Origin of the sequence: Agromyces intestinalis (assembly GCF_008365295.1) — a bacterium.
Classification (GTDB): domain Bacteria; phylum Actinomycetota; class Actinomycetes; order Actinomycetales; family Microbacteriaceae; genus Agromyces; species Agromyces intestinalis.
The window spans coordinates 288,585-312,082 of the sequence record NZ_CP043505.1; the positions used below are offsets into that span (position 1 = coordinate 288,585).

A 23,498-nucleotide genomic window follows, 5' to 3' on the forward strand; every position below is an offset into this window, starting at 1 on the left:
CTCGCCCGATCAGCCCGCGCTCGCAGCGACGCGCCGCGGTTCAGGAGATCTTGCGTGATCTCGCGGTGCGCCGTGCCGCGAGCTCGTCGACCTGGTCGGGCGACTGGGTGTCGAGTTCGATGAGCGTGGACTCGACCTCGCGCAGCACCTTGCCGACCGCGATGCCGAACACCCCCTGGCCGCGGTTGACGAGGTCGATGACCTCGTCGTCGCTGGTGCACAGATAGACGCTCGCACCGTCGCTCATGAGGGTGGTCTGGGCGAGATCCTCGACTCCCGCCTCGCGAAGCTGCGTGACCGCGGTACGGATCTGCTGCAGCGAGATGCCCGTGTCGAGCAGGCGTTTGACGAGCTTCAGCACGAGGATGTCGCGGAATCCGTACAGCCGTTGCGTACCCGAACCCGCGGCACTTCGGACGGTCGGCTCGACGAGCTCGGTGCGGGCCCAGTAGTCGAGCTGGCGGTAGCTGATGCCGGCGGCCTTCGCCGCGATGGCACCGCGATATCCCGTGCCGTCGTCGTACTCGGGCAGGCCGTCGGTGAAGAGCACGCCGAGGTCGTAGCGCGTGCGCTCGCTCCGATCGAGCTCAGTCATCGGATCGCCCCTCACTCTCGCACCCGCACCCCGACGGGGCATCCTCAACGCTACCGACCGGTCGGGTCGCCACCAAGCACATCGGGCCGATCGTCATGGGCGTGTCGCGGCTCAGCGGACGATCTTCGACACGGCCTGACGCACGACCTGCCGGTGCACGGTCTCGAGGTGGCGGGCGAGTTCGAGGGCGCGCTCCGCGACCCGGGCCTGACCGGCCGGGTCGGGGCGACGGGCGGGTGCCACGGCTCGTTCGACGAGGGATGCCTCGCGCTCGGCCGCGACCCGGATGCTCCGCAGGTGCCGGGGCTCGATGCCGGCGGCGCGAAGCGCGGCCAGTGCGCGCAGCGCGGCGACGGCGTCATCGCCGTAGACCTCGGCGGGGGCGATGAGGCCTGCCGACACGGCGTCGTCGAGCAGCGTCGCGGGCGCGCCCGCCGCCGCGAGGAGCTCGTCACGGCGCAGTCGGGTCGCGGGCGTGCGCACCGGTGCCGCGGTCGCCCCGGGCAGCGCGGGCGTGCGCCCCTCGTCGATCGCCTCGAGGTGCGCACGGATCACCTTGAGCGGCAGGTAGTGGTCGCGCTGCATCGACAGCACGAAGCGGATGCGCTCGAGGTCGTCGGGCGAGAACTTGCGGTATCCGGCCGGCGTGCGCGACGGCGAGACGAGCCCCTGCTCTTCGAGGAAGCGGAGCTTCGACGGAGTGAGCTCGGGGAACTCGGGCTGGAGTCCGGCCAGCACTTGGCCGATGCCGAGCAGCGGTGCTCGGTCTGAGGAGGGTCGAGGGGCGGTCGTGCCCGCCACTAGGGCGCGTCTCCGGGTCGTGCGGTCACGCTCAACCGCCCGTCGCAGGCGCGAGGTCGCGGCGGGATGCGTAGAAGGTGAGTCGGTACTTGCCGATCTGCACCTCGGCGCCGTCGGTGAGCAGCGCGGTCTCGATGCGCACGCCGTCGTAGTAGGTGCCGTTCAGCGAGCTGAGGTCTTTGACCTCGAACGCCGTGCGGTGGCGTACGAACTCGGCATGCTTGCGCGAGACGGTGACGTCGTCGAGGAAGATGTCGGCGTCGGGGTGCCGACCGACCGTGGTGACGTCGGTGTCGAGCAGGAACCGGGCGCCGGTGTTCGGCCCGCGTCGCACGATCAGCAGCGCCGACCCCGAGGGCAGTGCGGCGATCGCCTCCTGCTCCTCTGCGGTGATGTCGGCGTCGAGGGCGCTCAGCGCGGCAGCGGCCTCTCGGCTGAAGCCGATCGTCGTGTCGTCGGAACGACCGAGATCACTGGTCGGCGTCGACGAGTCGTGCTGCGCGGCACGGTCGTCGTCGTTGCTGAAGTCTGCTTCCGCCACGGGCCACCTCCGTTTTCAAGCGTATCGGATCACACGTCGGGTGCTACAGGTGCAATGCGGATGACTCGCGCGGTCTCGATCGCATAGATCACGCCGGCCCACCAGTAGAGGAACGCGCCCCACAGCGTGATCGCCCAGCCCACGGGTTCGGTGATCGGCTCGAGTGCGGGCACCGCGAGCCCGAGCATGATGACCGGGAGTCCGAAGAAGAGCGCGAAGGTGGCCACCTTGCCGAGCTGGTGCACCGGCAGCGGCCCGTAGCCGTGGTTGGCGAGCACGATCCCGAGCACGAGCAGGAAGACGTCGCGGGCCACCACGACGACCACGATCCACCAGGGCACCAACCCGCCGGCCGCGAGGCCGACGAGCGCCGCGAAGATGTACAGCCGGTCGGCGGCAGGGTCGAGCAGCTGGCCGAGACGGGTGACCTGGTTCAGTCGTCGCGCGAGGAATCCGTCGAGCAGATCGCTGAGGCTCGCCGCGACGAGCACGATGAGCGCGGCCACGTAGTCGCCGAGTACGAGGTACACCAGGAATACGGGGACGAGTGCGAGCCGGAGCATGCTGAGCACGTTCGGAATCGTCCAGACCCTTCGGTCGGCTTCGCCGTTCGCGGTCCCACCCACACGTCGATCCTATCGATCCGTAGAATCGCGGCATGGACCCCCTCCTCGTGTGTCTGGTGCTGTGCGGCACGATCACCGCGGCGACCTGGTTGCTCTCGGTCATCACCCGCGAGTACTCGTGGGTCGACCGGATCTGGTCGATCGCTCCCATCGCCTACGTCTGGATCTTCGCCGCGGCCGCCGCGTTCGCGCCCCGCCTCGTGCTGATGGCGGTGCTCGTGACGCTCTGGGGCATCCGGCTCACCTACAACTTCTGGCGCAAGGGCGGCTACCGCCCCGGCGGCGAGGACTACCGGTGGAAGATCCTGCAGGGCCGCATGCCGGGGTGGGCGTACCAGACGTTCAACCTGCTCTTCATCTCGATCTACCAGAACGCCCTGATCCTCGCGTTCTGTCTGCCCGCAGCGACCGCCGCGGTCTCCGACACCCCGATCGGCGGATGGGACGTGCTGCTCGCCGCGGTGTTCCTCGCGTTCCTGGTCGGCGAGACGATCGCCGACCAGCAGCAGTGGAACTTCCACCGCTGGAAGGCGGCCGAGCGCGCCGCCGGCCGCACGCCCGAGCCGGGGTTCCTGCAGACCGGGCTGTTCCGGTACTCGCGGCATCCGAACTTCTTCTTCGAACAGGCGCAGTGGTGGGTGTTCTACGGCTTCGCGGTCGCGGCGACCGGCGTCTGGCTGCACTGGACGATCGCCGGCGCACTGCTGCTGACGCTGCTGTTCATCGGGTCGACGGTGTTCACCGAGAGCATCTCGCGCTCGCGCCACCCCGGCTACGACGACTACCGCCGCCGCACCTCCATGCTCGTGCCGTGGTTCCCGGCGCGCGAGCGTGCCGCCGCCGAGTCGGCGGTCTGAGCAGCTCGCTCAGAAGATCCGGTCGCGCAGCGAGGGCCAGGCTGCCGCGAACCCCGGGTGCAGCTGCAGCGCCGCGACCTCGTCGGCCGGTGTCCATCGCAGCTCGATGCTCTCGGCGTCGCCGGCGACCGGCTCGAATCGCCGGATGACGTCGGCGACGACGGTCGTGTAGCTCCAGAACCCGAGGTCGAGCACGGTGCTGAACCGCACCTGGACGAGTTCGGCCGGCACCCCCGCCTCTTCGTGCGCCTCTCGGATCGCCGCGCCGACCGCGGTCTCGTGCTCGTGGCGTGCGCCCCCGGGGATGCCCCAGGTGCCCCCGAAGTGACTCCACTCGGCACGATGCTGCAGCAGCACCTCGCGACCGGCGGTGACCGCGAGCAGGCCGGCCGCCCCGAATCGACCCCAGTACCGGGTGCCGTCGGGACCTTCAACCCAGGCGTCGCCGCTCGAACCGCGCATCTTCCCAGCATGGCGCACCGTCGCGGTCGGCTCCGCGTGGCGCGTCGTTCGGTGACACGTAGGCTGAGGGTATGACCGGCGACGAGGCATCCGCGCGCATCGACGCGTGGCTGTGGGCGGTCCGACAGTTCAAGACCCGCTCGGCGGCGACGGCCGCCTGCCGCGCGGGTCACGTCCGGGTGAACGGCGAGCGGGCGAAGGCCGCCCAGCCGGTGCGGGCGGGCGACGAGGTCCGCGTGCGGGTGCACGGCGTCGACCGGCACCTGGTCGTTCGTCGCACGATCGTGAAGCGCGTCTCGGCGGCACTCGCCGCTACCGCGCTCGACGACCTGACGCCCGCGCCGCCTCCGCGCGAGGAGGCACCGGCCGCGGTGCTGCGCGAGCGGGGCGCGGGCCGGCCGACCAAGCGCGAGCGGCGCGAACTCGACCGCCTGCGTCGACGGTGAGACTGGGGCGCATCGGGCGATCGGCGTAGCCTGAACCCGTGGAGAAGCAGTTCGCACACGAGCCCGACGCCCACCGCTTCGTGCTGCTCGTCGACGGCCGGATCGCGAGCGTGCTCGACTACCGGGTGCTCGGCGACGCCGTGTCGTTCCATCGCACCTTCACCAATCCTCCGTACCGCGGCGCGGGCCTGGCCGGCGAGCTCGTCGCGTTCGCGGTCGACGACGTCGAACGCACCGCGAAGCTGAAGATCGTGCCGAGCTGCTGGTACGTCGGCGAGTGGTTCGATCGGCACCCCGACCGGGCGCACCTGCTCGACCCGCGGGTGGCCTGACCGTGGTCGCCGGCTACTCCGCCGCCCAGGTCCGCGCAGCCGAGGCGCCGCACCTCGCCGCGGGCGAACCGCTGATGCGACGCGCGGCGGCCGCCCTCGCCGCCGCGATCCGTCGCGAACGCGCCGAAGGGGGCCGAAGCGGGCGGGCGGTGCTGCTGCTCGTCGGGCCGGGCGATAACGGCGGCGACGCACTCTTCGCGGGTGCCGCCCTCGCCGACGAGGGCGTCGGGGTACTCGTCGCCCCGGTCGCGCCGCGGCGCCACCCGGCCGGCGAGGCAGCCGTACGCGCGGCGGGCGCTCGGTTCGTCGGCGACGACGGGGCGGATGCCGCGGCGATCGCCGAGGCGGCTGCCGACGCCGCGGTCGTCGTCGACGGCATCCTCGGTACCGGCACGAGCACGGCGCCGGCTCTTCGCGGCACCGCCCGTGAGATCGTGCGTGCCGTGCAGGCGCGGCTCGAGGCATCCGACCCTTCGGACCGGCCCGTCGTGATCGCGGTCGACCTGCCGAGCGGCATCCACCCCGATGACGGAACGGTGCCCGACCCGACCGTGCTGCGCGCAGATCTGACCGTGACGTTCGGTGCGGTGAAGGCCGGGTTGCTGCTCGAGCCGGCCGCGCAGTACGCGGGCCGGCTCGAGCTCGTCGACCTCGGGCTCGGGCCCGAGCTGTCGACCATGTCCCCGCTCGTCGAGCGGGCGTGAGCGATCAGTACCAGTTCATCGACTGCGAGTGACCCCACGCGCTGCACGGCGAGCCGTACGCGCGCTGGATGTAGTCGAGGCCCCAGGCGATCTGGGTGCGGGCGTTGGTCTGCCAGTCGGCACCGGCGGTGGCCATCTTCTCGCCCGGCAGCGACTGCGGGATGCCGGTCGCGCCGCTGGAGGCGTTGTACGCCTGGTAGTTCCAGCCCGACTCCTTCTGCCAGAGATTGCTCAGGCACGAGAACTGGTCGGCGCCCCAGCCGTACTGCGAGGCGGCCAGGTCGGCGGCGTACGCGCGGGCGCCATCGGGGGTGTTCGCGGCGGCCTGCGCTGCGGCGGCGGCCGCGGCCTGCTCAGCCTGGACGCGGTCGAACTCCTGCACCGCGGCGAGCGCCTTCTCGGCCTCGGTCTTGGTCTGGACGGTGAGGTCGATGACCTTCTCGGTCGGTAGCGTCTCGTATTCGCCGAGCGACGCGACCGAGGCGGCGAGGCCCGACGCGTCGACCTTGCCGTCGGCGGCGGCGAGCGTGTCGGCCGCGACCGACAGGGTGTCCTTCGCGGTGTCGATGGCCTTCGCGGCGGCGATGTTGCGGTAGGCGCCGAGCTGGCCGTGGTCGAGGCCCGTCGCGTTCGTGATCGCGGCGGTCGCCTCGATGCGGGCCTGGCTTTCGGCCGCGGCCTGCACGGTGAAGCCGGTGCCGACGATGAGGCCGGCGGCGGCGATCGCGCCGGCGACGATGAGGCGTCGTCGGCCGGTGCGGTGGAGCCTCAGGCTCCGGCGGGTCTGGGGGGCGGTTGTTTCGAGCGTGTTCACATCGGTATTGCGCATAGTTGGTTCGGGCGCTCGGATGGATCGGAGATCCGGGTCGGGTTGCGCCCTCCGAGCCGGAGCGCACACACAAGTCCGACACTCTGCACGTCGAATCTGTACGGATCCTCAGTTCTGCCTGATGAAGTCGTGGGAGCGCGACCACGCTCCCTCGCCGGCACGGGGCAGAATCAGGGAGTGCCGAGTTCCTCCGAATCCGTCCGACGCCCCGCCGACGCCGACCGGTGCCCGTGCGGCTCGGGCGACGCGTTCGGCGCATGCTGCGCGCCGTTCCTGGCCGGCGCTCCCGCCCCGACCGCCGCCCAGCTGATGCGATCGCGGTACACCGCGTACGTCGTCGGCGACGCCGGGTATCTCGTCGCCACGTGGCATGCGTCGACCCGGCCGACCGAGCTCGAACTCGACCCCGACCTCGAATGGCGGGCGCTCGCGATCCTGCGCACCGAGCGCGGCGGCCCGTTCGACCGCGACGGCGTGGTCGAGTTCGTCGCGTCGTGGCGCGACGGCGCTGAACGGGGTCGGTTGCACGAGACCAGCCGGTTCGTCCGCGAGGCGGGTCGGTGGTGCTACGTCGACGGCGAGGTCGGCTGAGCGCCGACGGCGGGACTCGCGGGCGCTACTCCTGCCAGTTCGCGGGGTTCTTGCGTGAGGGCTGCACGCGCGGCGGCTCCCCCGGCATCTTCGGGAAGTCGGGCGGGAAGGGCAGCTCGCCGAGTCCGTCGTCGAGGTCGCGGGCCCACCAGTCGAGCAGCGGGTCGATGCGCGCGGCCTTCGATTGCATGCCCGCCCACGGGTCGCCGCGTTCGGTGAGCCGAGCCGGCAGCGAGCGGATCGTGAATTCACGCGGGTCGGCGTCGGCGACCTCGCTCCACTCGAGTGGGCACGACACGCTCGCCCACGGCAGCGCGCGCGGGCTGTAGGCGCCCGCCATGGTGCGATCGCGATTGGCCTGGTTGTAGTCGACGAACACCCGTTCGCCGCGCTCCTCCTTCCACCAGGCGGTCGTCACCCGGTCGGGCATGCGCCGCTCGAGCTCGCGGGCGACCGCGATCACGGCATGCCGCACGTCGAGGAACTCGTGCTCGGGTTCGATCGGGGCGAAGACGTGGATGCCCCGATTGCCCGACGTCTTCGCGAACGCCGTCAATCCGGCCTCGGCGAGCAGGTCGCGCAGCGCGAGAGCCGGTTCGATCGCTTCGGCGTACCCGGTGCCCGGCTGCGGGTCGAGATCGATGCGCAGCTGATCGGGCAGGTCGGATGCCTCGGCCCGCGATGCCCACGGGTGGAACACGACGGTGTTCATCTGGGCGGCCCAGACGGCGCCCGCCGGCTCGTCGATCACCAGTTGCGGGTGCGAACGCCCGCTCGGATAGGTGACGGGCACCGCGCGCACCCACTCGGGAGCGCCTTTCGGCGGATTCTTCGAGAAGAACTGCTCGCCGTCGACACCGCCCGGGAATCGCTGCAACGACACGGGCCGATCGCCGTTCGCCTCGACGAATGGCTCGCCGACCGCGACCAGGTACTCGGCGAGCTCGAGTTTCGTGATGCCGACCTCGGGCCAGAGCACGCGCCCCGGGCTCGAGACGCGCACCTCGCGATCCCCTCGGGGGCCGGGCACGGTCAGGGTCACTGCGTCGGCGGCCATGTGCGCGACGCTACCGCACCGGCTGCAGTCGGAACAGGCGCACCACCCGGCCCGACTCGCGCTCGTAGTTGCGATAACCGGGCCACTGCTGCTCGATGCGGGCCCACGCGGCGTCGCGCTCGTCATCGGGGATCGGACTCGCGACGACGCGCAGACGTCGGCCTCGCACGGTGATCTCGGCTGCGGGGTGCGCGAGCAGGTTGTAGGTCCAGCCGGGATGCCGCTCGCGCGCGAAGCTCGTGCCCGCCACGATGGCGCGGCCGCGGCCGTCGGGCGTGTACATCAGCACCGTGTCGCGCGGCTCACCGCTCTTGGCGCCGACTGTGTGCAACACCAGCGACGGCACGAGCAGGCCGCTCACCTGAGCGCGACCGCCCGAGAGCCGGGCGACGAGCCGTTCGAACGGCGGCAGCAGCAGCGGGCCGATGAACCGGAAGAACCGTGTGCGGGTCAGCGGGGCGACGACGCGACGGACGAGGCGCTGGGTGAACGGCATCCCTGCATTCTGCCCGCGACGGCGGCGCGACGCATCGATCGGAGCGACATCCGCCCGTGGCATCCGCTCAGGGTTTCACCCGCTCGACCGCCTCGCGGGCCCTGAGCACCTCGGCGCCCGCCTCCTTCGCGAGCCGCTCGGCCCGCCGCAGCTTCCGCAGCGCCATCGATCGTGCGCCGTAGCGCTCGGCGACACGGTCCACCCGCTCCTCGACGCCGGTCACGATGTAGGCCGAGGCGATGAGGATGACCTGGGCCGACAGATTGAGCCAGATGAGCAGGGCGATGAGCGTGCCGAATGACGCGAGCAGCGGGTTGCTCCGCGCCCCGCCCACGAACAGGCTCGACAGCACCTGGAGCACCGTGAGACCGATGCCGCCGAGGATCGCGCCGCTCCAGAGGTCTCTCGCCTTCGCGCGCACGCCCGACAGCACCCGGAACAGCCCCGCGATCACCACTGCGTCGATCGCGAACGTGACGATCACCGATACCGACTGGGTCGCGAAGCCCACCACCGGCGAGTTCGGGCCGACCCCGACGAGGTCGAGAATGCCGCCGAGCAGGATCGTGCCGCCGGCCGTCACCGCCGCCGACGCCGCGAGCAGGAGCCCGAAACCGACCGCGGTCGCGAGGTCGAGCAGCATCCGCCAGACCACGAACAGCTCGCTGTCGGGCTTCGCCGCGATCGTGCGGAACGCGACGCGCAGCGAGTCGATCGCCCCGATCGCGGTGCCGATGAGGCCGATGAGCGCGATCGAGCCGGCGATGCCGAAGGTGAGCGGCTGCACCAGGTCGTCGGGATCGATGAGCGCGCCCGTCCCGACCAGGCCCGGGATCGCGGCGTCGAGCGCGTCGATGAGCGCGTCCATCGCGTCGGGGTTGCCCGCGAGCCACAGGCCGGCGATGGCGAATCCGAGGAACACGCCCGCGAACAGCGAGAACAGTGTGCGGTACGTCACGCTGTCGGCGAGCTTCGGACCCTTGCTCTCGTTGTAGAGCAGGAACGCGCGGGCGGGCTTGGTGCTCAGCACCCATTCGATGAGACGACGGACGCCCGCGACCGGTCCGGATTCGGACTTGGTCGCGGGCGCGTCGGAGGGTTCGTCCATCCCGTCAGGCTACGGGCGTCGCGCCCGCTCCCGACAGGGGTTGCGTCAGTACCAGCCCTGGGCGTTGAACGAGTCCCAGGCGCCGCACGGCGTGCCGTAGCGGCCGGCCACGTAGCCGAGACCCCACGTGATCTGCGTCGCCGGGTTGGTCTCCCAGTCGCCGCCGGCCGAGGCCATCTTGCTGCCGGGCAGAGCCTGCGGTATGCCGTAGGCGCCGCTCGAGCCGTTGGACGCGTACACGTTCCAGCCCGACTCGTGGTTCCACAGCTCGACGAGGCAGCCGAACTGGTCGTCGCCCCAGCCGTACATCGAGGCCATCAGGCCGCGGGCGATGGCCTGGGCCTCGCTCGGGTTCGACGGGGCTGCGGGGCGCGACGAGGTCGAGGGGCCGCTCGAGGCGGCCTCCTCTGCGGCCTGCGCGGCCGCAGCCTCCTCGGCCGCCTTCGCCGCGGCGGCCTGCTCGGCCGCGACACGATCGAACTCGGCCACGCGGGCCTGCACGTCCTGGGTGAGCTGCTCGGCTTGCGTCACGAGCGTGAACACCCGCGACGGCGAGAGGCGCTCGTAGTCGTCGAGATTGGCGACCGTCGCGGCCAGCGCCGCGGCGTCGACCTTGCCCTGCGCCGCGGTGACGGCGGCACCGGCGCCGGCGAGGGCGGACTTGGCCTCGTAGGCGGCACGTGCGTCGAGCACGACGCTGTGGCTGGCGGCCTGGATCGTGTCGGCGTTGCCGGCGTCGGTGAGCACGCGCGTCTCGGCGACGCGGTCGCGCTGGGCGGCTACGGCATTCTGCGAGACGAAACCGACGCCCGACACGGCGCCGATGGCGACCACGGCGGCGCCGGTGACAACGCTCACCCGCCAGTCGTGGCGGCGGCGACGGCGGGCATCGCGGCGGGTGGGCTCGGTGTGGAGATCGGTGGAGATGGTGGAGGTCTGGTTCTGCATATCGTTCACTGGCGCACTGGGCGACGGGCTGGGCTCGTCGGGCGCGGGCGCGGTCTCGTTCCAGTCGGTGACAAACGGATGCCTCGGGCGAGCCGAGGCGGAAGCAGTCAGTCTGCAGACCCGTTCTGGACGGTTCCTCACCTTTTTCTGGCAATCCCGTGGACAGGGTCGCGGATGCCGCAGTGGCGTGATAATGGTGCGAGCGCGCGGCTGGCAGATGTGAGAACGGCCGATCAGGGCCGAGTTCAGCTCTCCCCGCGCAGCTCCATGCTGATCTGCTCGGCGTCGAGCGCGTCGAGGGCGCTCGAGAGCGCCGAGGAGCTGTAGATGCCGTCGTCGCGGGCTTCGAGCAGCGCCTCGCGCTGGGCCGCGACGATCTCGAGGCGCAGTTGTCGCACGATCTCCCGGCCCTCCTCGCCCTTCGAACGCGCCGCCTCGGTTGCCTCGCGCCGATCGGCCGAGATACGACGGGCGACCTCGATGGTCAGGCGGTCCACCTCGGCGCGCTCCGCCTCGACGGCGGCCCGATCGATGGGCGCCGGCTTCACCAGCCGCACGAACCAGCCCAGGGTGCCGCCCTGGATGAGCAGCGACAGGGCGGCGACGAAGAACGCGGTGATGATGAGCAGCGACCGGCCGGGGGTGTCGTGCGGCAGCGTCTGCGCCGCGGCCAGTGTGACCGCCCCGCGCATGCCCGCCCAGACGATGACCGCGCCCTCTCTCCACCCGAGCGGAACCGCGAGGAAGTAGTCGATGTCGGCGGCCTTGCGACGCAGCATGCGGCGTACCCGGTGCAGACGCGAGCCGTCGCCGCCGCGGTCTCGGCGCCCGCCCCGCCGACTGGATGCACCGGGCGTCGCCGTCCCGGGGGCGTCGGCGGCGCTGCCGGCGCTGCTGCCCGAGCCGGAACCGACCGCCGACGATGCCGGCTCGGCGGTGCCCTCACCGCGTTCCGCCTCGGCCGCCTCCTCGACCTCGACGGCGCCCTCGGCGCGCTCGGCGAGGTCGTGCGCGTCGAGTCGCTGCTGGATCTGCTCGATGCGGGGCCGCATCGCCGCCGCCCGACGCCGTCGGCGCGCGAGGATCCACAGCGTGACGGCGATATAGCCAGCACGCACGGCGATGACGGCGGCCAGCGCGGCGAGCGCGAGGAGCACGCCCACCTCGACGCCCAGCTGTTCGTTCGCGAGGTCGTCGATCAGGGTCGAGAGCTCGAGGCCGAGGATCAGGAACACGGTGCCCTCGAGGATGAGCTCGATCGCGCGCCAGTTCTGCGCGTCGGAGATGCGGTGGCCCGGTGCGAGGCTGCGGATCGCACCGCGCCCGGTGACGAGGCCGGCGACGACCGCGGCGACGAGGCCGGATGCCCCGAGGGCGTCGGCCGGCAGGGAGGCGAGGAACGGCACCGTGAACGAGATGACGGTGTTGACCGTGGCATCCTTCACGCGCGACCGCACCCACAGGTTGACGCGGCCGACGACCCAGCCGAGCACGACCGCCACGCCGACCGCGAACACGAAGTCGCCCACCACATCCCAGAACGTGACCGAGGCGGCGGTCGCCGCGATCGCCGAGCGCAGGAGCACGAGCGCGCTCGCGTCGTTGAGCAGGCTCTCGCCCTCGAGCACGGTGACGATGCGCGGCGACACGCCGACGCGCTTCACGATCGAGGTCGCGACCGCATCGGTCGGGCTCACGATCGCGCCGAGCGCGATGCCGAGCGCGAGTCCGAGATCGGGGATCAGCCAGGCGAACAACAGCCCGAGCACGCCCGAGCTCACCACGACCAGGCCGATCGACAATCCGCTGATGGCCCCGAACTCGCGCCGGAACTCCATCGAGGGCATGGCGATCGCCGACGCGTACAGCAGCGGCGGCAGGAGCCCGGCGAGGATCCACTCGGGGTCGATCTCGACGTCGGGGATGAACGGCAGGAAGCTGACCCCGATGCCGAGCACGACCAGCAGCAGCGGCGAGGCGACGCGCAATCGAGGTGCGATCGTGGTGGCGGCGGCGATGCCGAGCAGCCCCAGCACGATGACGACGAGGACCTCCACGGCGCGCTCCCTTCCGTTCCCGTGCGTGCCAGTCTGTCGTACCCGGGGAGTCCGGCGCGACCACCGGCGCGCTCGGGAACAGGCGGGCCCATTCCGGCGTTGCAGCGGATGGCGAGGCATCCGGCTCCGATCGACGGAGTATCCTGCCTCGACGAGGAGGACGACCATGACCGCACCTGGTGAGATCACTCGAGTCCCCGGCACCGAGACCGCGGTGCTGGCCGGAGGGTGTTTCTGGGGCGTCGAGGACCTGATCCGCAAGCAGCCCGGCGTGCTGGACACGCGGGTCGGCTACACCGGCGGACAGAACGCGGACGCCACCTACCGCAACCACCCCGGGCACGCCGAGGCCGTCGAGATCGTGTACGACCCCGCGAAGACGAGCTACCGCGACATCCTGGAGTTCTTCTTCCAGATCCACGACCCGACGACGCTGAACCGGCAGGGCAACGACATCGGCACGAGCTATCGCTCGGCGATCTTCCCGCTCTCGCCCGAGCAGGAGCAGGTCGCGCGCGACACCATCGCCGACGTTGACGCTTCGGGCCTGTGGCCCGGCGACGCCGTCACGACGATCGAGCCGGCCGGCCCGTTCTGGGAGGCCGAGCCCGAGCACCAGGACTACCTGGAGCGCATCCCGTGGGGCTACACCTGCCATTTCGTGCGGCCCGGGTGGAAGCTGCCCAAGCGCGAGGAGACGGCGAGCGCCTGACGCAGGTCGTCTGATGCTCGTCGCCTGAGATCGCGACGAGATCGACCGGATGCCCCGCGCGAGTGCGCGGGGCATCCGGACGTACGGTGGAGTGATGAGCGACCTCATCGCCGACTTCAAGACGGCCTTCCGCACCCACCCCGCCGGCATCGCGCTCGTGACCGCGGCGACGGCGACCGGCCCGGTCGGGCTGACCGCGTCGAGCGTGGCGTCGGTCGCGCTCGATCCGACCTCGCTCGTGTTCTCGGTGACTCGCGCCACCGGAACGGCGGGCGCGCTGCTCGGCGCGCACTCGCTCGTGGTGCACTTCCTCGGCACCCAGCACGAGGACCTCGCACGCGCCTTCTCCACGAGCGGGGGCCCGCGGTTCACGCCAGAGCAGCCGTGGGAACGCCTGCCGAGCGGCGAGCCGTTCCTGCCGGATGCGCGGGCCGCGATGCGGGCGGTGCCGACGCTGGTGGTGCCGGTGGGCTCGTCGTCGCTGATCGTCGCCGAGGTGGTCGACGTGCGCCTGGGACCGGATGCTCCGCCGCTGGTGTGGCACGAGACGCGGTTCCGCACGCTGACGGACTGAGACACGCGGCCTGGGCGGCCGGCGCCGCCGACCGGATCAGGACCGAGTGGCTGCGGCCCGCTGCTGGGCACGGTAGGCGCGCGTGCGGACCCGATTCTGGCAGGTGAGCGAGCAGAACCGCCGACGGCCGGCGGGCGACGCGTCGACGTAGACGTCCGCGCAGGCGTCGCCCTCGCAGATGCCGAGCCGGTCGGCATCGGGTTCGTCGCGAAGCCAGTCGACCAGCGCGACCACGGCGGAGCCGAGCACCCGGGTCGAGCCCGACGCGTCGCCCGCCTGCCGCCACGCCGCGTGGACGAGTGCGAGCTCGGAGGTTTCGCCGCCCGCCTCGAGACGCAGCGCGAGCGCCGCATCGTCGACGAGCTCGTTGAGCAGCGCCGCCGTCGATGCCGCGTCGGCGGCCGCGAAGACGGGATGCAGCCGATCGGCCGCCGCGACGAGGTCGCCCTCGGCGTGCGGGGATCCGACGGCTCGGAGCGCCGGATGCGCGGCGATGAACTCGGCGAGGGTCGGGTACGCTTCGTCGGACTCCCCCGCGACCGCCCGAGGCACGGTTCCCCATTCGTTGACGAGGTCGACCACGAGGTCGATCGGGAACGCCTCGACGGTTCGGCTCACGTCCTGCGCCATCGGCTCGGCTCCCTTCTGCGACACGCCACCGTCACGCATGAACAGCATACGACGCGTGACCGAGGCTGTGTTCGAGGTCGGCCGGATCGTCAGACCGGCCCCGGCACGGCGACGGTGTCGACCACGATCGACCCCACGATGACGCCGGCGAGGCTGAGGAGGATGACGCCGTTCGCCGTCGCAATGGCCGCGCGGCGGGTGCCGCGGGCATCAAGGTAGTCGTGCAGGGCGCCGCCCAGCAGTGCGTACGCGCTGTCGACGATGAACCCGACCGCGACGAACGAGAGCCCGAGCAGCAGCAGCTGGCCGGCGGCCGGACCTGCGTCGGCGTCGACGAACTGCGGCAGGAACGCGAGGAAGAAGAGCACGATCTTCGGGTTCGTGAGGTTCACGAGGGCGGCGCGCCAGAACACCCGACCGCCCGGTGTCGCCGACAACTCCTCTGATCCGGCACGGGCTCGCCGGGCAGCGCGAAGCGCACCGGCGCCGAGAACGACGAGGTACGCCGCGCCCACCGCCCTGATCGCGATGAGCGCTGCGGGTGCTGCGGCGAGCACGACGCCGAGGCCGGTCGTCGCGACGAGGGTGTGCACGCCCATCGACGCGGCCATGCCCGCGGCCGCGATCAGCCCCGCCACCCGGCCGTCGCGGAGGGCGACCGCGCCGAGATAGACGTGGTCGGGCCCGGGCAGCACGGTGACGGTGAACACGACCGCCAGGAACACCAGGTATGCGTCGAGGTCGAGCATGCGTCCGTCCCGTCTCATCAAATGTCACGCATGGATGACAATTCATGCGTTGCACTGTCACGCGATCATAGCGTTTATGACGTTGCTTCGCCATGGTGTCGAACCGCGCGTCCTCACGGAGGTCGTCCGGGAGGCGTGGGTCAGGTTCGGTCGGAGGTGCGTCGCTCGGGCACCGGTGGACCGAGCCGCGGCCTGCGATGGCCGGTGTCGCCGGCGCCGACCCGATTGCTGCGCTCGGTGAGCGCGACCAGGTCGAGGTGCCGGTCGGCCGTCCAGCAGATGAGCCGCCCGCGCTGGTCCTTCGATCGCCCGAGGATCCCGGCGTCGGCGAGCTCGACGAGGGCCCGGTGGGCCGCCGCCGTCGACACGCCGTGCTGCATCGCGACGGACTCGACCGTGAGCACCGGTTCGGCAGCCAGGCCCACGAGGATGCGTCGCGCCACCGCGTCGCGCCGCGGCACGGCGGGCGTGCGCCCCGATGCGCGCCGGAACTCGACGAGCTCGTCGAAGACCTGTCCGTCGAGTCGCGCGAGCTCGTCGGCCAAGCGCACGGCGTTGCCGGCCGCGAGTTCGGCCGCCCGAGCGAAACCGAGCACCCAGTCGTCGAGCCGCGGCGGATCGGCGCGGAACGCGGTGAGGCCCGCGAGGTAGGCCGTGGTGTCGCCGGCGAACACCGTACTGATCGGGATGAGCACATTGCGCAGCGCGTCGGCTCGTCGGAGAACGGTGTGGATGAGCGCGCGGCCGGTGCGGCCGTTGCCGTCGATGAACGGGTGGATCGTCTCGAACTGCGCGTGCGCGATGGCGGCCCGCACGATCGGATTGCCGTCGGTCGCGGTGACGAACCGAGCGAGGTCGTCGACGAGGCGGCGCACCTCGGTCTCGGGCGGCGGCACGAAGTCGGCGCGCAGCGGGCTCCACCCCGGCCCGCCGACCCAGTTCTGCTCGGTGCGCAGGCCGGGCGCGAGGGTGGGCTCGATGACGTGCTGCAGGTGCTCGAGGTCGGCCGTCGTGATGGTGCGGCCGGGCTCGGCGAGCGCGTCGATCGCCTCCTCGGTGGCGCGGACGTTGCCCACGACATCGAGCGCGACGCGGCTGCCGTGCTCGAGGAGCTCGGCGATCGCGAGCTTCTTCGGGGTGATGCGGTTGCCCTCGATCCACGACGACGAGATGCTCTCGCTGCGGACCAGGAGGTGGTTCAGATATCCCCCGCCGGCGCCGATGCGCTCGTCGGCCCGGGCCAGCACGGCGAGCGCATCTTCGGCCGCCTGTCGCGCCTCGTCGCCGATGGGCGGCAGGTGGTCGCCGAGCTCGTCGGGCACGTACGCGCGGTATCGGCCGGGAGCGCGGTCGCGGCGGCTGAGGCCTGCGGCGTCGTGCGGATGCCACAGCAGGTCGACGGAGTGGGCCATGGCGCCTCCGAACGTCGATAGGGGCGGGTTCAAATCAACTTTAGCTGATCGAAAGGTGATTTGCTTGTCTCGGCTCAGATCATTCGGCGAGCGCCGCGGCCACGAGCCGGCGCAGCTCGGGGACGAGTTCGGCCTCGAACCACGGGTTCCGCAGGTGCCAACCCACGTTGAGCGGCGACGGATGCACGATGGGCACGACGGCCGGAGCGTACGCTCGCCAGGCGCGCACCGTGTCGGTGAGGGTGGCGCCGCGCCGGTCGCCCAGCCGCTCACGCTGGGCGTACGCGCCGACGAGCACGGTCAGTCGCGGCCGCAGTTCGGCGAGGATGCGCGGATGCCACGCTGCCGCGATGCCCCGGCGCGGCGGCAGGTCGCCCGAAGCGCCCTTGCCGGGGTAATAGAAGTCCATCGGCACGATCGCGAACTTCGCCGGGTCGTCGAAATCCGCGCGGGTGACGCCGAGCCAGTCGAGCAGCCGCACCCCGCTCGCGTCGTTGAACGGGACGCCGCTCTCCTGCGCGCGTCGCCCGGGGGCCTGGCTCATGATCAGCACGCGCGACTCGGGCGAACCCGTGATGAGCGGGCGCCACCCGAGGGCCGTGTACTCGGCGTTGACCGGGTCGGCGGCGATCTCGTCGCGGAGCCGCTCGAAGGGGTCGCTCATCTGCGGTCGGGCTCGTCGCCGGGAGGTCGGCCGGCGGACGGCGGCTCACCCGAGGCATCCGAAGTCTGATCGGCGACGGCCGCCCGCTCCCGCGCCACCCGCCGGCGATACGCGACCCTGCTCGCGACGCCCCAACCGACGAGCACGATCGCCAGCGCGCCGAGCACGAGCCATCCGCTCGCATCGATGTCGGAAAGCGCGAAGAGCATGCCGCAAGCGTAGTGCTCAGCCTCGGACCGGCCCCGATCTAGACTCGGGCGGGTGAGCCCCCGCCACCCGAACGACGAGGTCCCCGCGCGCATCCCCTCCGACGAACCCGACGCCACCGACGACGACCTGCCCGCGCCACCCGACTCCATCCCCGACGATCGCCCGCGCCACACCCCGCTCTGGGCGCTCCTGTCCCGGTGGCTCCTCCAGCTCGAAGCGTGGCTCCGCTCGCACGGCGGCATACCGCTGCGCCGGGGCATCCGGGTGTTCTGGACCCTCGTCGCCGCAGCCGGTGTCGTCCTGCTCGTCGGGCCGGTCATCAACCCGCCCCTCACGCTCGAGGACATCACCTCGTCGGCGTCGACGGCGACCGAAGACTGGATCGCGCGTGAATTCGCGGCGGACTACGACCTCACCCGCGACGAGGCGGGCGGTCTGCGCGCCGCGGTCGAGGAGCGCATCACGGCGCACTTCCCCGACGACGTCGACCGCACTGGCATCAGACGCGTGCTCGCGACCCAGTACCAGGGGCACGCGCTCGAGCCCGAACGCATCACGGCGACCCTCGACGGGGAGGCGATCGACGTCGAGCAGGCCGCGGGCGCGACGCGGCTGACGCTCACCCTCGACGCCGGCGAGCGGCTCGACGGCGATCACGAGTTCGTGCTGCGGTACGAGTTGCGCGACCTCGCGTACGAGGCCGTCGACGAGGCATCCGGCACGCAGGTCGACCTGCTCGAGTGGGATGTGTTCGGTCCGTCGTGGCCCCAGGCGTTCAGCGGACTGGATGTCAGCGTGACGCTGCCCGAGGACGTCGACGACCGGCTCATCCGACAGCCGCGCGGGGCCCTCGCCTGGACGCTGATCGGCGGCGGAGAATGGCTCGAGCCCGAGGACGACAGCCCCGCGGGCACGGTGACGTACCGACTCACGAACGACCAGAACATCCCGCCGCACGCGAACGCCTGGTTCACGATGTCGTTCGAGCGGCGCACGTTCGCGATGCCGGGCCCGTCGCCGCTCTTCCTCACGCAGACCTTCGGGCCGCTGCTGCCGCTCGCGTTCCTCACGATCGTGCTGCTGCTCGCGCTCGCGGCGCGTGCGGTCGCGTGGGGCGACGCGCGCGGACGGCCGTGGATCGTGGCGCGGCACGATCCTCCGGGGGTCGCACCCGTCGCCGCCGCGCACGTGCTCGGCGCACCCCGCGCGGTCGCCCTCGCGGATGCCCTCGCGGCGATCCCGCGGCGCGGTCCGGCGAGCGCCGGAGACGAGCAGCGCCTCGACGCCGCACGCGCCGCGCGCCGCGCCGGAAGGCTGGGCGACCTACCGCGCGCGCTCGGACGCTACTGGTCGCGCGGCGCCCGCCGCGCGCAGATCGACCAGGGCTGGCGGCGGGTGCCGCGCGGGTTCGTGCGCGACCTGTTCCTCGCCGCACCGCCCGCGCTCGTGCTCGTGCAGTGGGGGCTGGTGCGCCAGCTCTCGCACCAGGCGAAGCTCGCGATCGTCTGGTGGCCGGCGGCGTTCGTCATCGTCTCGACGGTGATCGCGGCCGTCGTCGTCTGGATCGCGTGGTCGACGCGCCCGCTCACCCGCCGCGGGGCGCTCCTCAAGCAGCACCTCCGCGGTATCGGCGTCTTCGCCGAACGCACGCAGCTGCTCGACCGGGGCCCGTCGCGCGACCTCGCGCTCCCGTACGCGGTGCTCGTGGCACCGGCTCGCGAGGCCGGGCGACGCGTGGCCGCGATGCTCGACGCCGAGCTCGACGGGCGCGCACGCGTGCACGGGTGGCGAACCCCGACCTACCTGAGCTGGACGAGGCTGCTCGTGATCGGGGCATCCGTGCTGCTCGTTCCGGCCGCGATCGCGATGGTCGCGACCGTGCCCAACCCCTACGAGCGCGGACTCACCTACCGGGCGTACGAGGGCGACGTGCCCGGATCGCTCTGGGTCGAGGCGAATTCGGCCGAGCTCGGCGCCGAGCTCGCGCGCACCGCCGACGGACGCGCCGAGATCCGCGTGATCGAGCGCATGAGCGTCACCTTCGACGACTCGAGCTCACGCGTGCCGCAGCTGGCCGATCAGTGGCGCAACGTCGTCGACGGCCAGCAGCTCGACGTCCGCGTGGACTCGGTGCGCATCGACGGCGAGGCGGTGCCGTTCGCGACCGAACAGGACCGCGACACGCTGCTCATGCGCACGACGATGACCGACGTGTTGGCGGGCACGTTCGACACGGTCATCGAGTACACGATCGGCTCGGCCGCCGTCGCGACCGTCGATCGCGACGGCGACGTCGTCGACCGGGTGCGCTGGGTCGCGCTCCTGGAGGGCTGGGACTCCGCGCAGCTCTTCCCGACTTGGGACCATGCGATCGAACCGCTGCACGTGGAGTTCCGCCTGTCGGAGGAGCTCGCCGGGCTCGCCACCTCGGCGGGGTGGATCACCCGCGACACCGACACCGGCGAGCACCCGCGCGACTGGGCTGAGGCGGTGGTGCCGTTCGGCTCCCTCGCCGACGAGGCGGACCCCGACCGGTACGCGGGAACCGCGGAGTCGACGGATGCCTCGGGCGGCATGCGCTCGTACGGGCTCGAGCTGCACGACAGCGACTACGGGTACCCGTTCGCGCTCACCGTCGACGACCTCGGCGTCGCGCTCGACTTCCCGCAGGGCACGTTCACCGGCCCCGACGACGTGGCACGGGGGTCCGCCGCGGCCCGCCAGGCGTTCCCGTTCGCGACGAACCTGACGCTCGCGCTGCTCGCGATTACCGTGGCCGGCGCCGGAATCCTCGGCCGTCGGCAGCACTGGGCCACGCGACCAGGACCCGGCCGAGACCTGGTGCGGTGGTTCGCGCCGTTGTCGGCACTGGCCTCGACGATCCTGTTCTTCTGGCTGTGCGGCGACATGGTGCCCGACCATCCGGTGCTGCCGGCGCTCGGATTCCCGACGCTCGCGGCCGTGGTGCTCGCGGTGTGGGCGCTCATCGCGACTCGGCGGCGGCCCGCGGGGTGATCGACGGTCGGCGGGCACGCTGGCCGGTCGGGAATCGGCTACCCTGTCGCGCATGGCCGGCGCAGCAGCGGGCGCACGAGCGTGGATCGGGACGCTCGTGTTCCTCCTGCTCGCGCCCGGCACGGTGGCCGGGGTCGTCCCCTGGCTCATCTCGGGCTGGCGGTGGCACGACTGGGGCGGCGCGGCCTGGGTCGTGGTGCCGCTCGCCGGGCTGGCGATCGGTGCGGGCGTCGCCTTCCTGCTGTATGCCTTCGCGCTGTTCGCCGTGCACCGTGGCACCCCGGCCCCGGTCGCCCCGACCGAGACGCTCGTCGTGACCGGCGTGTATCGCTACGTGCGCAATCCGATGTACCTGGCGGTGCTGGCGATCATCCTCGGCCAGGCACTGCTGTTCGGCAGCTGGTGGCTCGTGGGCTACGCGGCCGTCGTGCTCGCCGCCGTCGTGACGTTCGTGAAGGGATACGAGGAGCCGACGCTCGAGCGCACCTTCGGCGAGCAGTACGACGCGTACCGGCGCAATGTGCCCGGCTGGTGGCCGCGGCTCACGCCGTGGCGAGCCTGACCCTGGGCGGCACGCCGCGGGGCCTGCGCGCCATGCGGCCTTTCGTCAGGGACATGCGTGGTGCGATCGGTCGGCACCCGGCCGCGCCGGATTACGGGGACAGCCGACTGACGAGGTCCTTCCACCCCCGCGCGAGTCGCTCCTCGAAGGTCTCGTCGGGATGGTCGCCGGCCTCCGGCGCGGTGTAGAGCAGCAGCGGCACATCCAGAGCCGCGGTGAGTTGCATCGCGAGGATCTCGACGTCGGCGGCATCGACCCCCAGCTGGTCGAGCAGCATCCGGAGGTGCCTCTGAGTCATCAGGGCGGGCGGGCCGAACGGCACGGCTGTGCGTCCGTCCAGCGCTGCGCGCGCGATCTCGCGGTTCTCCGTCAGGAACCGGAGACGTTCCTGCCCGAACGCGATGAGTCGGTCCAGCGGCTCGGCCCCGGGCCCGAGCGGCGGAGGGCCGGCGAGCACACGCTTCTGAAAGGCTCGCTCGCCATCGCTCAACAGGGCCATGAAGATGCCCGATCGGGTGCCGAATCGCCGGAACACGGTGCCCTTCCCGAGCCCCGAGCGCTCAGCAAGCGCGTCCATCGTGATCTTGTCGGCGCCCAGTTCGGCCAGCATCTCCCGCGCTGTGGCGATCAGCACCGCGCGGTTCCGCGCCGCGTCGGCTCGCTCAGTGCTCATGGGCGCCTCCTGCAAGTGCGGTGAACTGCCGACTTGCACACCGAGCATAACCGGGGTAACGTTCCAGATGCAAGCGGGGTACAGTCCGCTTATGAAGCCGTGAGATGAAGGAGATCGCCGCCGCCCGGGCTGCGCGGCGGCGCGTGCGCGAGCACAGCCTCCCGTCGGAGAACGCGCGGGCGCACGAGGCCTACGGGCAGAACGGCCGCCTCAAGTGCTGAACCTGCTGATCGTTCCGATCACCCTCACGAACCCACGTATGCACGCAACACCAAGGAAAGGAGCAATCAGTGGAAATCGCTGTATGGATCGTCACGGGGCTGGTCGCCCTCCTGCTCGGCGGAGCCGGGGCGAGCAAGCTCGCCCGGTCGAAGGCGAGGATTCTCGAGAATCCCAATATGGGGTGGGCGAGAGACTTCAGTCAGCCGGCGATCAAGCTCATCGGACTCGCCGAAGTCGCCGGAGCTCTCGGCCTCGTGCTGCCGTGGGCGCTGAGCGTTCTGCCGGTGCTCACCCCCATCGCTGGATACGCCCTCGCGGCGCTCCTGGTCGGGGCCGCCGGTGTCCATATCCGCCGCCGTGAGTTCGCCGGACTGCCGTTCGTGCTGCTGCTGGTGGCAGCCCCGCTGTTCGTCGCGATCGCCCGCACGGTCGCACTCGCCTGAATCACGGGAGGTGTGAAGATGGAGTTCGGGACATTGAGCATCGGAGATGTCACCCGCGATCCGGTCAGCGGCGACCTCGTGTCCGAGCATGAGCGCATCCATGCGCTCACCCGCATCGCCGTGCATGCCGAAGAGGCCGGCTTCGACGTGTTCGCGATCGGCGAGCATCACAACCCGCCGTACATCTCCAGCTCCGACTCGACGCTGCTCGCCTACATCGCCGCGCGCACGACCCGCATCACGCTGTCGACCGGCACCACGCTCATCACCACCAACGATCCGGTGAAGATCGCCGAGGACTTCGCGACCCTGCAACACCTCTCGGACGGCCGGGTCGACCTGATGCTCGGGCGCGGCAACACCCCCATGGTGTACCCCTGGTTCGGATACGACGCCGAAGACAGCCTCGGCCTCACGTTCGAGCACTACGCGCTGCTTCGCCGGCTGTGGCGAGAGGAGAACCTCGACTGGTCGGGCCGCTACCGCACCCCGCTGAGGCAGTTCACCTCGGTGCCCCGGCCCCTCGACGGCGTCGCCCCGTTCGTCTGGCACGGATCCATCAGCAGCCCCGAGATCGCGGAGCAGGCGGCCCGGTACGGCGACGGGTTCTTCGTCAACAACAACTTCGCGCCGATGCAGCACTACGCCCGCTCGGTGGATCTCTACCGCCAGCGATTCGCCGCCCATGGACATGGCGGCCCCGGCGACGCGATCGTCGGCGCCGGAGGCGGGGTCTGGGTGCGTCCCAACTCCCAAGACGCACTCGACGAGTATCGCCCGTATTTCGACGCGCACCCGATCCACGCCCGATCGGGTCGCTCGCTCGAGGAAGAAGTCGCGCAGACCGGCCTCACCGTCGGCAGCCCGGCCCAGGTCGTCGAGAAGGTGCTGAGCTTCCCAGGCCACTTCGGTCCGCTGCGCCGTGTGCTGTTCGGCTTCGACTACGGCGGCATCCCCGAGTCGAAGATCCACGAGGTCATCGACCTCGTCGGCAGCGAGGTGCTGCCGGTGCTGCGACGAGAGCTCGACGGCGCCGCGTGAGAGACAAGGGTCGCTGCCCCGATACACTGACGAAGCCCTGGCGAGAAATCTCTTCTCGCCAGGGTTTCTACGTCGGGTTGACCGTGTGTGGTTTCAGGAGATCGTTGACGGATGCGTCGGGACATCGATTCCATCGGTGAT

The 23,498-nt window shown here is 71.5% G+C and carries 28 protein-coding genes; 11 read left to right on the top strand and 17 right to left on the bottom strand.

Going from position 1 to position 23,498, the window contains the following annotated elements; translation table 11 throughout:
- Positions 1 to 40: 40 nt before the first annotated feature.
- The 4 genes from FLP10_RS01350 to FLP10_RS01365 form a co-directional block, all read right to left on the bottom strand.
- Positions 41 to 595 (bottom strand): MerR family transcriptional regulator, encoded by a 555-nt coding sequence (locus tag FLP10_RS01350; RefSeq protein ID WP_149159234.1) that lies wholly within the window; start codon positions 593 to 595, stop codon positions 41 to 43.
- Between the two features lie 111 nt (positions 596 to 706).
- Positions 707 to 1,342 (bottom strand): transcriptional regulator FtsR, encoded by a 636-nt coding sequence (gene ftsR / locus FLP10_RS01355; RefSeq protein WP_246150325.1) that lies wholly within the window; start codon positions 1,340 to 1,342, stop codon positions 707 to 709.
- Between the two features lie 85 nt (positions 1,343 to 1,427).
- Entirely contained in the window at positions 1,428 to 1,937 is a 510-nt protein-coding gene (locus FLP10_RS01360; protein WP_149159236.1) for an FHA domain-containing protein, read from the bottom strand.
- Positions 1,938 to 1,966: 29 nt separating this feature from the next.
- Positions 1,967 to 2,563, bottom strand: a complete 597-nt coding sequence (locus FLP10_RS01365) for a CDP-alcohol phosphatidyltransferase family protein (RefSeq protein WP_149159237.1) — start codon at positions 2,561 to 2,563, stop codon at positions 1,967 to 1,969.
- A 32-nt stretch (positions 2,564 to 2,595) separates the two neighbouring features.
- Here FLP10_RS01365 and FLP10_RS01370 point away from each other — a divergent pair, with 32 nt between their 5' ends.
- Positions 2,596 to 3,420, top strand: a complete 825-nt coding sequence (locus FLP10_RS01370; RefSeq protein WP_149159238.1) for a DUF1295 domain-containing protein — start codon at positions 2,596 to 2,598, stop codon at positions 3,418 to 3,420.
- A 9-nt stretch (positions 3,421 to 3,429) separates the two neighbouring features.
- On the opposite strand, the gene FLP10_RS01375 is transcribed toward FLP10_RS01370, so the two are convergent.
- Positions 3,430 to 3,882 (bottom strand): NUDIX domain-containing protein, encoded by a 453-nt coding sequence (locus FLP10_RS01375; protein ID WP_149159239.1) that lies wholly within the window; start codon positions 3,880 to 3,882, stop codon positions 3,430 to 3,432.
- Positions 3,883 to 3,953: 71 nt separating this feature from the next.
- Here FLP10_RS01375 and FLP10_RS01380 point away from each other — a divergent pair, with 71 nt between their 5' ends.
- The 3 genes from FLP10_RS01380 to FLP10_RS01390 are packed head-to-tail and all read left to right on the top strand — an operon-like array spanning position 3,954 to position 5,364.
- Positions 3,954 to 4,328 carry an RNA-binding S4 domain-containing protein gene (locus FLP10_RS01380; RefSeq protein ID WP_149159240.1) on the top strand — a complete coding sequence of 125 codons (375 nt, stop codon included), beginning with the start codon at positions 3,954 to 3,956 and terminating at the stop codon, positions 4,326 to 4,328.
- A 38-nt stretch (positions 4,329 to 4,366) separates the two neighbouring features.
- On the top strand, positions 4,367 to 4,660 hold the full coding sequence (locus tag FLP10_RS01385; RefSeq protein WP_149159241.1) for a GNAT family N-acetyltransferase: 294 nt from the start codon (positions 4,367 to 4,369) through the stop codon (positions 4,658 to 4,660).
- A 2-nt stretch (positions 4,661 to 4,662) separates the two neighbouring features.
- Positions 4,663 to 5,364 (top strand): NAD(P)H-hydrate epimerase, encoded by a 702-nt coding sequence (locus tag FLP10_RS01390; protein WP_246150115.1) that lies wholly within the window; start codon positions 4,663 to 4,665, stop codon positions 5,362 to 5,364.
- A 4-nt stretch (positions 5,365 to 5,368) separates the two neighbouring features.
- Here FLP10_RS01390 and FLP10_RS01395 read toward each other — a convergent pair whose 3' ends face one another.
- Complete coding sequence (locus tag FLP10_RS01395) at positions 5,369 to 6,193, bottom strand: aggregation-promoting factor C-terminal-like domain-containing protein (protein WP_246150117.1); 825 nt, start codon at positions 6,191 to 6,193, stop codon at positions 5,369 to 5,371.
- 177 nt (positions 6,194 to 6,370) lie between these two features.
- Between FLP10_RS01395 and FLP10_RS01400 the strand changes: the two genes are divergently transcribed.
- Complete coding sequence (locus tag FLP10_RS01400; protein WP_149159242.1) at positions 6,371 to 6,784, top strand: YchJ family protein; 414 nt, start codon at positions 6,371 to 6,373, stop codon at positions 6,782 to 6,784.
- 25 nt (positions 6,785 to 6,809) lie between these two features.
- Here the strand turns inward: FLP10_RS01400 and ligD are convergent, their stop codons facing one another.
- From ligD to FLP10_RS01425, 5 genes are all read right to left on the bottom strand, one after another.
- Positions 6,810 to 7,841 (bottom strand): non-homologous end-joining DNA ligase, encoded by a 1,032-nt coding sequence (ligD, locus tag FLP10_RS01405; RefSeq protein ID WP_149159243.1) that lies wholly within the window; start codon positions 7,839 to 7,841, stop codon positions 6,810 to 6,812.
- Positions 7,842 to 7,851: 10 nt separating this feature from the next.
- Positions 7,852 to 8,337: a nitroreductase family deazaflavin-dependent oxidoreductase gene (locus FLP10_RS01410; protein WP_149159244.1), complete on the bottom strand. Its 486-nt coding sequence runs from the start codon at positions 8,335 to 8,337 to the stop codon at positions 7,852 to 7,854.
- A 67-nt stretch (positions 8,338 to 8,404) separates the two neighbouring features.
- Positions 8,405 to 9,445 carry a YihY/virulence factor BrkB family protein gene (locus FLP10_RS01415; RefSeq protein ID WP_149159245.1) on the bottom strand — a complete coding sequence of 347 codons (1,041 nt, stop codon included), beginning with the start codon at positions 9,443 to 9,445 and terminating at the stop codon, positions 8,405 to 8,407.
- Between the two features lie 45 nt (positions 9,446 to 9,490).
- Positions 9,491 to 10,393, bottom strand: a complete 903-nt coding sequence (locus tag FLP10_RS17530) for an aggregation-promoting factor C-terminal-like domain-containing protein (RefSeq protein WP_246150327.1) — start codon at positions 10,391 to 10,393, stop codon at positions 9,491 to 9,493.
- A gap of 245 nt (positions 10,394 to 10,638) precedes the next feature.
- The gene (locus FLP10_RS01425) at positions 10,639 to 12,450 is read right to left on the bottom strand and encodes a cation:proton antiporter (protein WP_149159246.1); all 1,812 of its coding nucleotides are present in this window, start codon (positions 12,448 to 12,450) and stop codon (positions 10,639 to 10,641) included.
- Between the two features lie 166 nt (positions 12,451 to 12,616).
- Between FLP10_RS01425 and msrA the strand changes: the two genes are divergently transcribed.
- The gene (gene msrA, locus FLP10_RS01430) at positions 12,617 to 13,162 is read left to right on the top strand and encodes a peptide-methionine (S)-S-oxide reductase MsrA (protein ID WP_149159247.1); all 546 of its coding nucleotides are present in this window, start codon (positions 12,617 to 12,619) and stop codon (positions 13,160 to 13,162) included.
- 94 nt (positions 13,163 to 13,256) lie between these two features.
- A complete protein-coding gene (locus tag FLP10_RS01435) occupies positions 13,257 to 13,736 on the top strand; it encodes a flavin reductase family protein (RefSeq protein ID WP_149159248.1) in 480 nt (159 codons plus the stop codon).
- 36 nt (positions 13,737 to 13,772) lie between these two features.
- Here FLP10_RS01435 and FLP10_RS01440 read toward each other — a convergent pair whose 3' ends face one another.
- The 5 genes from FLP10_RS01440 to FLP10_RS01460 all read right to left on the bottom strand — a co-directional run bounded on the left by FLP10_RS01440 (position 13,773) and on the right by FLP10_RS01460 (position 17,400).
- On the bottom strand, positions 13,773 to 14,405 hold the full coding sequence (locus FLP10_RS01440) for a CGNR zinc finger domain-containing protein (RefSeq protein WP_168209073.1): 633 nt from the start codon (positions 14,403 to 14,405) through the stop codon (positions 13,773 to 13,775).
- 50 nt (positions 14,406 to 14,455) lie between these two features.
- Positions 14,456 to 15,115 carry a LysE family translocator gene (locus FLP10_RS01445; RefSeq protein WP_168209074.1) on the bottom strand — a complete coding sequence of 220 codons (660 nt, stop codon included), beginning with the start codon at positions 15,113 to 15,115 and terminating at the stop codon, positions 14,456 to 14,458.
- A 140-nt stretch (positions 15,116 to 15,255) separates the two neighbouring features.
- Complete coding sequence (locus tag FLP10_RS01450; protein ID WP_149159251.1) at positions 15,256 to 16,527, bottom strand: Fic family protein; 1,272 nt, start codon at positions 16,525 to 16,527, stop codon at positions 15,256 to 15,258.
- Positions 16,528 to 16,606: 79 nt separating this feature from the next.
- Positions 16,607 to 17,191: a uracil-DNA glycosylase family protein gene (locus tag FLP10_RS01455; RefSeq protein WP_149159252.1), complete on the bottom strand. Its 585-nt coding sequence runs from the start codon at positions 17,189 to 17,191 to the stop codon at positions 16,607 to 16,609.
- Entirely contained in the window at positions 17,188 to 17,400 is a 213-nt protein-coding gene (locus FLP10_RS01460) for a hypothetical protein (protein WP_149159253.1), read from the bottom strand. The genes FLP10_RS01455 and FLP10_RS01460 overlap by 4 nt, the downstream gene beginning before the upstream one ends.
- A 52-nt stretch (positions 17,401 to 17,452) precedes the next feature.
- Between FLP10_RS01460 and FLP10_RS01465 the strand changes: the two genes are divergently transcribed.
- The gene (locus FLP10_RS01465; RefSeq protein ID WP_149159254.1) at positions 17,453 to 20,416 is read left to right on the top strand and encodes a DUF2207 domain-containing protein; all 2,964 of its coding nucleotides are present in this window, start codon (positions 17,453 to 17,455) and stop codon (positions 20,414 to 20,416) included.
- A 52-nt stretch (positions 20,417 to 20,468) separates the two neighbouring features.
- Entirely contained in the window at positions 20,469 to 20,978 is a 510-nt protein-coding gene (locus FLP10_RS01470) for a methyltransferase family protein (protein WP_149159255.1), read from the top strand.
- A 91-nt stretch (positions 20,979 to 21,069) separates the two neighbouring features.
- Here FLP10_RS01470 and FLP10_RS01475 read toward each other — a convergent pair whose 3' ends face one another.
- Entirely contained in the window at positions 21,070 to 21,651 is a 582-nt protein-coding gene (locus FLP10_RS01475; RefSeq protein WP_210418454.1) for a TetR/AcrR family transcriptional regulator, read from the bottom strand.
- Positions 21,652 to 21,941: 290 nt separating this feature from the next.
- Between FLP10_RS01475 and FLP10_RS01480 the strand changes: the two genes are divergently transcribed.
- Complete coding sequence (locus FLP10_RS01480) at positions 21,942 to 22,316, top strand: DoxX family protein (RefSeq protein WP_149159257.1); 375 nt, start codon at positions 21,942 to 21,944, stop codon at positions 22,314 to 22,316.
- An 18-nt stretch (positions 22,317 to 22,334) separates the two neighbouring features.
- Positions 22,335 to 23,357, top strand: coding sequence for a CE1758 family FMN-dependent luciferase-like monooxygenase (locus FLP10_RS01485; protein WP_149159258.1), 1,023 nt, complete (start codon positions 22,335 to 22,337; stop codon positions 23,355 to 23,357).
- The last annotated feature ends 141 nt before the right edge of the window (positions 23,358 to 23,498 follow it).